The sequence below is a fragment of the Pacificibacter marinus genome (assembly GCF_900109555.1).
GTDB lineage: Bacteria > Pseudomonadota > Alphaproteobacteria > Rhodobacterales > Rhodobacteraceae > Celeribacter > Celeribacter marinus_C.
In genome coordinates this window covers 1-7053 of sequence record NZ_FNZV01000015.1, presented here as the reverse complement: position 1 = coordinate 7053, position 7053 = coordinate 1, and the positions used below count along the sequence as shown (strand labels likewise).

General features: G+C 54.9%; 15 protein-coding genes. 5 read left to right on the top strand and 10 right to left on the bottom strand.

The window, feature by feature from the left end; all coding sequences use genetic code 11:
- Window positions 1-211 precede the first annotated feature (211 nt).
- The 9 genes from BM025_RS16060 to BM025_RS16020 form a co-directional block, all read right to left on the bottom strand.
- On the bottom strand, window positions 212-1201 hold the full coding sequence (locus BM025_RS16060) for a DUF2303 family protein (RefSeq protein WP_085850524.1): 990 nt from the start codon (window positions 1199-1201) through the stop codon (window positions 212-214).
- Between the two features lie 53 nt (window positions 1202-1254).
- Entirely contained in the window at window positions 1255-1680 is a 426-nt protein-coding gene (locus BM025_RS16055; RefSeq protein ID WP_090875431.1) for a hypothetical protein, read from the bottom strand.
- Window positions 1680-1910, bottom strand: a complete 231-nt coding sequence (locus BM025_RS16050; protein ID WP_090875428.1) for a hypothetical protein — start codon at window positions 1908-1910, stop codon at window positions 1680-1682. Before BM025_RS16050 ends, BM025_RS16055 begins: the two co-directional genes overlap by 1 nt.
- 9 nt (window positions 1911-1919) lie before the next feature.
- On the bottom strand, window positions 1920-2183 hold the full coding sequence (locus BM025_RS16045) for a hypothetical protein (RefSeq protein ID WP_085850527.1): 264 nt from the start codon (window positions 2181-2183) through the stop codon (window positions 1920-1922).
- Entirely contained in the window at window positions 2180-2488 is a 309-nt protein-coding gene (locus BM025_RS16040) for a hypothetical protein (protein ID WP_090875426.1), read from the bottom strand. Before BM025_RS16040 ends, BM025_RS16045 begins: the two co-directional genes overlap by 4 nt.
- The gene (locus tag BM025_RS16035; protein WP_085848922.1) at window positions 2485-2694 is read right to left on the bottom strand and encodes a helix-turn-helix domain-containing protein; all 210 of its coding nucleotides are present in this window, start codon (window positions 2692-2694) and stop codon (window positions 2485-2487) included. The genes BM025_RS16040 and BM025_RS16035 overlap by 4 nt, the downstream gene beginning before the upstream one ends.
- Window positions 2691-2954 (bottom strand): hypothetical protein, encoded by a 264-nt coding sequence (locus BM025_RS16030; protein WP_085850529.1) that lies wholly within the window; start codon window positions 2952-2954, stop codon window positions 2691-2693. The genes BM025_RS16035 and BM025_RS16030 overlap by 4 nt, the downstream gene beginning before the upstream one ends.
- Complete coding sequence (locus tag BM025_RS16025) at window positions 2951-3208, bottom strand: hypothetical protein (RefSeq protein ID WP_085850530.1); 258 nt, start codon at window positions 3206-3208, stop codon at window positions 2951-2953. Before BM025_RS16025 ends, BM025_RS16030 begins: the two co-directional genes overlap by 4 nt.
- 575 nt (window positions 3209-3783) lie before the next feature.
- On the bottom strand, window positions 3784-4104 hold the full coding sequence (locus tag BM025_RS16020) for a helix-turn-helix domain-containing protein (protein WP_085850531.1): 321 nt from the start codon (window positions 4102-4104) through the stop codon (window positions 3784-3786).
- 39 nt (window positions 4105-4143) lie between these two features.
- On the opposite strand from BM025_RS16020, the gene BM025_RS16015 reads away from it, so the two are divergent.
- Together BM025_RS16015 and BM025_RS16005 are read left to right on the top strand one after the other, a co-directional pair.
- Window positions 4144-4446: a helix-turn-helix domain-containing protein gene (locus BM025_RS16015; RefSeq protein ID WP_085850532.1), complete on the top strand. Its 303-nt coding sequence runs from the start codon at window positions 4144-4146 to the stop codon at window positions 4444-4446.
- A gap of 311 nt (window positions 4447-4757) precedes the next feature.
- Complete coding sequence (locus BM025_RS16005; RefSeq protein ID WP_085850534.1) at window positions 4758-5231, top strand: hypothetical protein; 474 nt, start codon at window positions 4758-4760, stop codon at window positions 5229-5231.
- Window positions 5232-5479: 248 nt separating this feature from the next.
- Here the strand turns inward: BM025_RS16005 and BM025_RS19630 are convergent, their stop codons facing one another.
- Window positions 5480-5608, bottom strand: a complete 129-nt coding sequence (locus BM025_RS19630) for a hypothetical protein (protein WP_280139351.1) — start codon at window positions 5606-5608, stop codon at window positions 5480-5482.
- Window positions 5609-5739: 131 nt separating this feature from the next.
- Here BM025_RS19630 and BM025_RS16000 point away from each other — a divergent pair, with 131 nt between their 5' ends.
- The 3 genes from BM025_RS16000 to BM025_RS15990 form a co-directional block, all read left to right on the top strand.
- The gene (locus tag BM025_RS16000) at window positions 5740-6444 is read left to right on the top strand and encodes a DNA-methyltransferase (protein ID WP_090875424.1); all 705 of its coding nucleotides are present in this window, start codon (window positions 5740-5742) and stop codon (window positions 6442-6444) included.
- Entirely contained in the window at window positions 6441-6848 is a 408-nt protein-coding gene (locus BM025_RS15995; RefSeq protein ID WP_085850536.1) for a hypothetical protein, read from the top strand. The genes BM025_RS16000 and BM025_RS15995 overlap by 4 nt, the downstream gene beginning before the upstream one ends.
- On the top strand, window positions 6845-7053 hold a 209-nt coding region (locus BM025_RS15990), incomplete at its 3' end, for a hypothetical protein (RefSeq protein ID WP_139204585.1). The genes BM025_RS15995 and BM025_RS15990, both read left to right, overlap by 4 nt.

Below are 7053 nucleotides of genomic sequence, written 5' to 3'. Positions count from 1 at the left end.
GCTGTTGCCTGTCGCGAACACTTGCTGGACTGTTTTTACATCGATGCCGGCGCGATTGCCTGATGGCGATGCTGGTTTTTGAGAGTGCAAGCCGGGGCGGGCAATGCGCTGTAATGTTTTACTCATGACCGTTCTCCAAAATTGTCTGCTTTCGAACTTCGTTTTGTGACGTCCATCGCTGGACCCTGTTTCCAAGGTCCAGAAAAAGAGATCACGCTTCCGGCGTGCCTTTAAAAAGCGGCAGGTCGGTGTGCGCGACGGCGAGGTCTAGGGACTCATCGAATGACGCCTCGAAGGCTTTCTCGGGGTTGTAGATCGACAGGATGAACTTCACCTGACCGCCGGACTTGCGATAGCGAAAGCGCACGGGCATGCGGTACAGCGGGCCATTTAGAAACACCGGAATTGCAATGATGATCAGGTTTGGCAGGTTCAGCGGCTGACCATTGAGGCCTTTGTGCTCATTGATGAACTTCATTTCCGCTTCGCCGGTGTCGCGGTTGGTGGTTAGTTTGAGGTCGCTGGTTTCATTGATGAGAAACTGTTTGGACATTTGCAGCAGCTGCGTGAGCTGGCCGTATCGCCCTTCAATCTTGCAGGCGGTTTCAATCAGGCGATTTTCCCAATCGTCGTTTTTATCGTCCTGTGCGCCGGCAATGATTGCGGGCGTTGGGTCCATGATATTCTTGGCCTGCGTCTCAATAAATTCGCCCATGTCGTCTTTCTCGAGCGGCGTGTCAGACACTGCCATCCATGCTTTCCAATCCTCAGACAGAGGAAAATCATAGACCCCACGATGATGGCCGTGACGCGCGCTGGGGTCGCCAAGTGGGTTTGTCGGGTCTGCTGGGCCCTCATCGTGATAATCGGCAATGCAGGTCAAAGACGGGGTGTCCATAACGGGATTGGCGAACAAGACTGAGCTGTCGCCCTTAAAACGGTTGGCCCAAGCCACAAGACTTTCCAAGTCTTTAAGGCGCGCCGTGCCTTTGCGCTGTGTTGGCTTTAGGTACTGCGCAGCCGATAGGTATTTCTGCGTGAGATCCTCGACCTTACGCTTGTCCGGCACGGTGATCAAAAACGGCTTGGTCAGATCCATGCCGTCGGGCAGAGCGATGGCTTCATGTTTGCCAAGCTCCAGCATTGTATCACGCATGGTTTGGGCAGGATTGTCGTTGGTGAGAGGGGTGAGATTTAACATGGCTTGCCTTTCTTTGTGGATGAAGTGTTTGAGTGCGATCAATCCGAGCGCGATCAGTCGGCGTCGCGGATTTCGCCTGTTTCAGGATCGTGATCAGAGATGTCGCGCAGCGGGGTGTTCATCCGCGCCATCATCGGGCTGTAGAGTGTGAGCTCGCCCGCATCGTTGATGTAGGCGCCCGCAGAGCTCGGTGGTTTTTTGGGCGGCGCAAAAGTAACCGTCGCGCCCATGCCAACATCGCCAGCGTTGCCGACTGCGTATTTCAGCTGAATGGTCATGGTGCCGGTGCAGCCTTTGGAGCCGTGCAGATCATTGTGCTCCAGCAAGTCTTGCATGAGCGTTTTGTGCCCCTCCATCACTTCGGATAGGAACTCACCGCCATTGAACAGCGCTAGGATTTGCTCAAGCGTGCGCATTTTGTAGGGATCGTGGCGCTCAGGGATTGGGGCGGCTTCGGGCGGTGTGCTGTGCTTGGTCATCACTGGGGTGATCCTTTCAGTGGTTCTGTTTCGGCGCGCTTGGAAATCGTTGCCATGATTTCCTTTATCGTTGTCCATGGGACGTCGATCTGCTGCGTAAACTCCTCGCCGTGTTCGTCGACCATCGGGACGTCGATGCTAAATTCACTCATGTAGGCGGCTTTCGTTTCGCAGCTTGGCGTGAGGGCCTCTTTGTATCTTTCGGCGTTTGTCGTGGCGTGATTGGGCATGGTTTTCTTTCAGGGATTTGGGGTTGCGATACGCCCAGCCCAGGCATCAAATGACGTGCGCAAGGCTGCGAAGTTTGAGTGCGCGACCGCGTTTGTGTTCAACTCTCGGCGGCTGGCGATCTTGCACGCCTCGCGTAGGTATTGAGCTGCGGCGCTGGCGCAGAATTGAGTGCCAGGCAAGCCGCTGCGAATGGCGGCAAACTTTTGAAACTGCGGATCATTGCACAAGATGCCAGCCTGTTGCGCGGGGTGCATTTGCGTGAGGCGGGTCATCCAAATTCATCGCTGTTCGCGATGTCTAGCAGGACATCGACAAAGCTCGATTGATCAATCGGACATGCGCTGGCGATGTCTTTGCCGCGTAGTTCGGTGCAGAGCTCAATGCGCTCGCGCCATTTGCACGGCACCGCTAAGGATTGGCGATAGGTTTCGCGCGCATAGGCAGGTGTGCTGCTGGGATTATGCTGCTTTGGCCACCACTTGGATTTGGGGCCGATGAACACCGCGCCTTTTGGCGTGTCACTTTCAGTGAGGGCAAAGAGGCGGCGCGGGCGGGCGATTGGGCTTTGGATGGTCATGCGCGCCCCTCCAAACACTCAAAGGCTTGGCCTTGTGCGGCCAATGTCGCGACCGCCGAGCACAGGTTTGCCGTGCCTGTTTTGCGAATGATGTTGGCTTTGTGATATTTGAACGCCGATTGGCTTACACCCAAACGATGGGCCGCAATCTTCTCAGGTTGCGTGAGCAAAGGCAGGGCGCGTTGTTCAGCAGGCGTAAAAGTCATGCCGCACCGCCCAGATTTGCCAGACTTGCCAGTCTTCTCATTTGGATATTGGCCGCGCGCAGCCAAAGCTCGTGCGCGTTGGCCTCGGAATTGGCAAGCACACGAATGCCGTGCAGGTCGATCATGAAGGTGTTGCCAGCTTGCGCTTGATAGCTGCCGCCGCATTCGAGTGTTTCTGCGACAAAGGCATCGTGTTTGGTTGCAAAGTCGCTGTCCTGATCAATGCGGTTCAACAGATTTTGGATTGGATCGCCGTTCATGCCGTGCCCTCAACCGATGTGAGGGCGGACAGGATCAAGCGCTTGGAATTGACGGTTTCGCCCCGCGCCTCTTTGAGGGTGCGAAAGGCCAGCGCACGGCGCAGAGCAGGATGATTGTGCGGCGCGCCCACGATGATCTGCGCGTGATCGATGCGCAAAGGGTCAAGGCCGAAGATCAGGTTGCCTATGAAATACGGGCCGTCAGGCGCGGTGCGGCCTTTGAGCGAAAAGTCTGTGTGTTGAATGCGGGACATGGGTCTCTCCATCATGAAATTCCGCGATCTGCCTGTGGCGTCTTCGGCGGGTGATGGGGGTAGTATATACGCAACAGGTATATACCTGTAAAGTATAATAATACGTGTCACGTATATAATGGGGTGAGGTTCGAATCGTCATCTCGATAAGGAAAAGGAGCCCTCCGAGCTGGCAGAATCTCTTTGATGGGCTAGATTTGGCACGGGTGTTTAGTCTGATTGGGAGTTTGTTGTGTCTGCTGTAATGTCGATCTCAGCTTGGGTCACGTTGCTGCTGTCACAGTCTCCATCAACCCGCCTATGGTTTGATTTATCTTGTAGGTATGTTGATGAAGCAAAGAAGCTGGCTGCAGCGAGGGTAGATACAACTTAGACCATTTGTTCGGTCAGATATGCTGCCAAATCTGAGGGGGTTAGCGCAATTATTGCTCTGGCTGACGACTCTTTAAGTCCAATCATGTGCTAGTCCTGCGTTGACAGTCGGCCTAAATGTTCTCATTTTGTTCGAATTTATGGATGGAGAAAATACATGTCGGATGAAGAATTTGAGAAATGCACTCTTTCAATGGATAGAATTAGATTTCAGGTTTTTCTCGATTATCTCCTAGGGGCAGGGATTCTACCTCTTTCGCCATCGCAGACATCAAGCGTCGGGTCTCGTCAGAGCCAGACCGAAATGCATCAACAACCATAAGCGCTGCCTTGGTCATTTCTTCGGAAAACAAATCAGCTAACGATACATCTAAAGCGTCGGCTATATCCATGAAGAGACGGAGTGGGGGGCCGTCGTCGCCATTTTCAATGCGCGATATATGTGGCTGCTTCACGCCAATTTTTTGAGCTAAATCTTCTTGGCTCAGTCCGCGTAATTTTCTGTAATAGGCAATGTTTGTCATACGTCAATTCTCTGCGGGAGTTGGGTTTTTGGCAAATACGTGACACGTATAATAATTCTTGACCCGTATATTCCTGTGGCGTATATCGCCAATATGATGACCCTTTCCGAATACCTAGAACATAGCGGCATTTCACAAGCTGCATTCGCGGATGCAATCAAAGTGAAGCAAGCCACGGTTTCACGTCTTGCCCGTAATATAATGCGGCCAAGCTTGGAGCTCGCTGTTTGTATCGAACGTGCGACAGGAGGGGCTGTAGTGGCCGCATCTTGGGTTACGGTTTCTGTAGGAGCCGATTTTGAAGGGGTGTTTATTGGGGAGCCACATGATGCCTTGCGTTGATCCTTTATCCATATCTCAACTTACCTCGAAGCCGGCGGAAACATCTTCGCCTAAAAGCGAGCGATCCGGTGCTAATTTGGAAAAGTCTTTCCAAGTGAACCGCGTTAGCTTGCAAGATGTGTCGCGCACGCGGTTTGCTGATTTGCTGCGGGTGGCTTTTCCAGCCTCAACCGACACCTGCCTCTGCAAGGTCTGGAGCTGCGTGATGTTTGATATTGCATTTCGCGCCCTTAATTTCCCACCCTTCACTTGCCCCAAAATTGCCACGCAGCGTGCGGTCCGTCTTGTGAAATGCCGAAAGGAGTTATCACATGCGGTACACTAGACCCGGCAGTATTCAAAATGCGGTGCGCGAAGCTTATGGCGCGGTCGGCGGGTTAGAAAACGCGTCGATCGATCTTGGCATCGGGGTGTCGACGCTGTCCTACGGAACCGAGCGCAGCGACCATCGCCCCGGTGGTATTGGTGTTAACTACCTTGATAGCCTGGGACGGATTGAGCCAAGTGCAGCCGAGCCGATAGCACGGCATTTTGCGACGCTGGCAGGCGGGGTGTTTCAGCCGGTCGATCTGGATGGCGTGACCGCATCGGATGTGTACCGCATCGCCAAAGAATTCTCGGATGTGTTGACCAAGGATGCGGAGGCGCATTCTGCAACTTCGGCAAATCCGAGCGACTATACAGTCAAAGAAGCCAGCGAGCAGCTTGTCGAGTTGGATGAGCTGATTGCGGTGGCGGTGAGCTTTCGGGCTGCTCTGCGCGAAAAGACTGAGGTGGCACGATGAGTGTTGCCTCACTGACGGGTTCCTACACGATTGATGGGATGTGTGTGCGACTGCTCGCGCGGCACGTCCTAGATCGCGCAACTTTGCACACCGTTGTGTGTGCAACAGGTCGGGGGCTTCGTGCTCTCGGCCTCTTTTATTCACAGGTTTGGAATTTCGGCCGTCTCCTCCCCCTTGAGGCCGAAATGGGGCGCGCGCTTTGTGGGCGAAGCGCGCGCTCGTTTTTACAGTCCTCGCGCTGCGAGGGCTCAGGCGAACAAGACAGTATAAGGTCCAACCGACACACAATACTCGCAAATGCCAAGACAGTAGATCAGCAGCATCATAGGCGCGCGGGGCACCACATTGCTCAGAAATGCGCGGATCAGAGTGTTCATGCTGCGGTCCATATCTCAGTCATTCCGAGGATGACCCGTGGCGTATTTACGTTTCGATACGGTTACTTAAACAATTTAATATCCATTGTGTCTAGAGTTGAGGCCTGCCGTTTGCCTCGCAGGGTGTTGCCATGAGCATCCTGCGCGAGATCACCATCGGCAATGCGCGGCTGATCCTTGGCGATTGTCGCGAGGTGCTGCCAGAATTGCGCGGTGTGGCGGATATGCTGTTTTGCGATGTGGCCTATAAGCTGACGTCGGGCGGCAACGCGCATCAGTCGATGGGCGGGCTGTTTGCATCTGATAATTACAACAATGATGGCCTGCTGATGGATGTGCCGCCCTGGCATGATTTGGGCGGGCCGTTCTTTCACGCCTGCAAAGACAATGCCGACGCCTACATCATGACCAACGACAAGAACCTGTTTCAAGCGGGGGCTGCCTTTGAGGGCGCGGGCTGGAAGTTCCACAATTTGCTGGTGTGGGACAAAATCCGCGCCACGCGCAACCGCTGGTACATGAAGAACCTCGAGTTCACCACCTACTGGTGGAAGGGCAAGGCTGATCCGCAAGGCATCAATCATTGCGGATCAAAGCAGAGCTTTCAGCTCAACGCCCCAAAGGAAACAGCGCATCCGACAGAAAAGCCGGTCGCGCTGTGTGAACACTACATTCTCAATTCAACGACCCAAGGCGACACGGTGCTTGACCCGATGATGGGCAGCGGTGCCGCGATGGTGGCTGCGGTTCAAAATGGCCGCCATGCGATCGGGATCGAGATCAATGAAACTTGGTTTGAAGTGGCCTGCGCGCGGGTCAGAAAGGCTTTGGCATGACATTTGAAGAGCAACTCAAAACATGCGCGCGGGTGGCGCGGCAAGGGCGGCAGGTTGCGTTTATCGTGCCGCGCGCCCCAGATGAGCGGGGGGCGCGCGATCGCTGCACGGCGCTGACCCCAGCAGATGCCGCCAAGCGCGGGGCACTGATTTACGGTACCGGACTGGTGCGATTTGTGCAGGCCAGCGGCGCCAGCTTTGTGTTGGCGGGCTTTAGCGGCTTTGTTGTGCTCGATGCGCGGCTTGAGGTCTCTGCCGGCATGATGCGCGAGCTCGGAGATTTGAAAGACGCCTGCGCGATGCTGTTTCCCGAAAGGGAATTCGAGCGGCTGGCGCAGGCTGAGAATATCACAGGCGCCCTTGGCGTAGGTTCTGTAGATGACATCAAGGCGGTGACGCCATGAGCCTGTCTGGCCCAGACCTTGAACGCATGGTGATGGCGCGGCCCTTTGCCAGCGTGTCGAACAAAGACATCTACGCGCAGTGGGTGCGGGTGGCGACGCTCAACGAGGCCAAGATCGGCGCAACTATGCGCGCCTCCATCCGCTACGGCGGGCGCGGGACGGCAAAAGAGACGGACGACGCATCAGACCCCAAAAACAAGGTGGG

Coding starts and splice junctions, on each gene's coding strand:
- BM025_RS16050 (WP_090875428.1), bottom strand. CDS start 1,910: ATGCCCAATCACGCCACGACAAACGCCGAAAGATACAAAGAGGCCCTC.
- BM025_RS16035 (WP_085848922.1), bottom strand. CDS start 2,694: ATGACTTTTACGCCTGCTGAACAACGCGCCCTGCCTTTGCTCACGCAA.
- BM025_RS16030 (WP_085850529.1), bottom strand. CDS start 2,954: ATGAACGGCGATCCAATCCAAAATCTGTTGAACCGCATTGATCAGGAC.
- BM025_RS16020 (WP_085850531.1), bottom strand. CDS start 4,104: ATGACAAACATTGCCTATTACAGAAAATTACGCGGACTGAGCCAAGAA.
- BM025_RS15995 (WP_085850536.1), top strand. CDS start 6,441: ATGACATTTGAAGAGCAACTCAAAACATGCGCGCGGGTGGCGCGGCAA.
- BM025_RS16025 (WP_085850530.1), bottom strand. CDS start 3,208: ATGTCCCGCATTCAACACACAGACTTTTCGCTCAAAGGCCGCACCGCG.
- BM025_RS16055 (WP_090875431.1), bottom strand. CDS start 1,680: ATGACCAAGCACAGCACACCGCCCGAAGCCGCCCCAATCCCTGAGCGC.
- BM025_RS16005 (WP_085850534.1), top strand. CDS start 4,758: ATGCGGTACACTAGACCCGGCAGTATTCAAAATGCGGTGCGCGAAGCT.
- BM025_RS16040 (WP_090875426.1), bottom strand. CDS start 2,488: ATGACCATCCAAAGCCCAATCGCCCGCCCGCGCCGCCTCTTTGCCCTC.
- BM025_RS19630 (WP_280139351.1), bottom strand. CDS start 5,608: ATGAACACTCTGATCCGCGCATTTCTGAGCAATGTGGTGCCCCGCGCG.
- BM025_RS16060 (WP_085850524.1), bottom strand. CDS start 1,201: ATGTTAAATCTCACCCCTCTCACCAACGACAATCCTGCCCAAACCATG.
- BM025_RS16045 (WP_085850527.1), bottom strand. CDS start 2,183: ATGACCCGCCTCACGCAAATGCACCCCGCGCAACAGGCTGGCATCTTG.
- BM025_RS16000 (WP_090875424.1), top strand. CDS start 5,740: ATGAGCATCCTGCGCGAGATCACCATCGGCAATGCGCGGCTGATCCTT.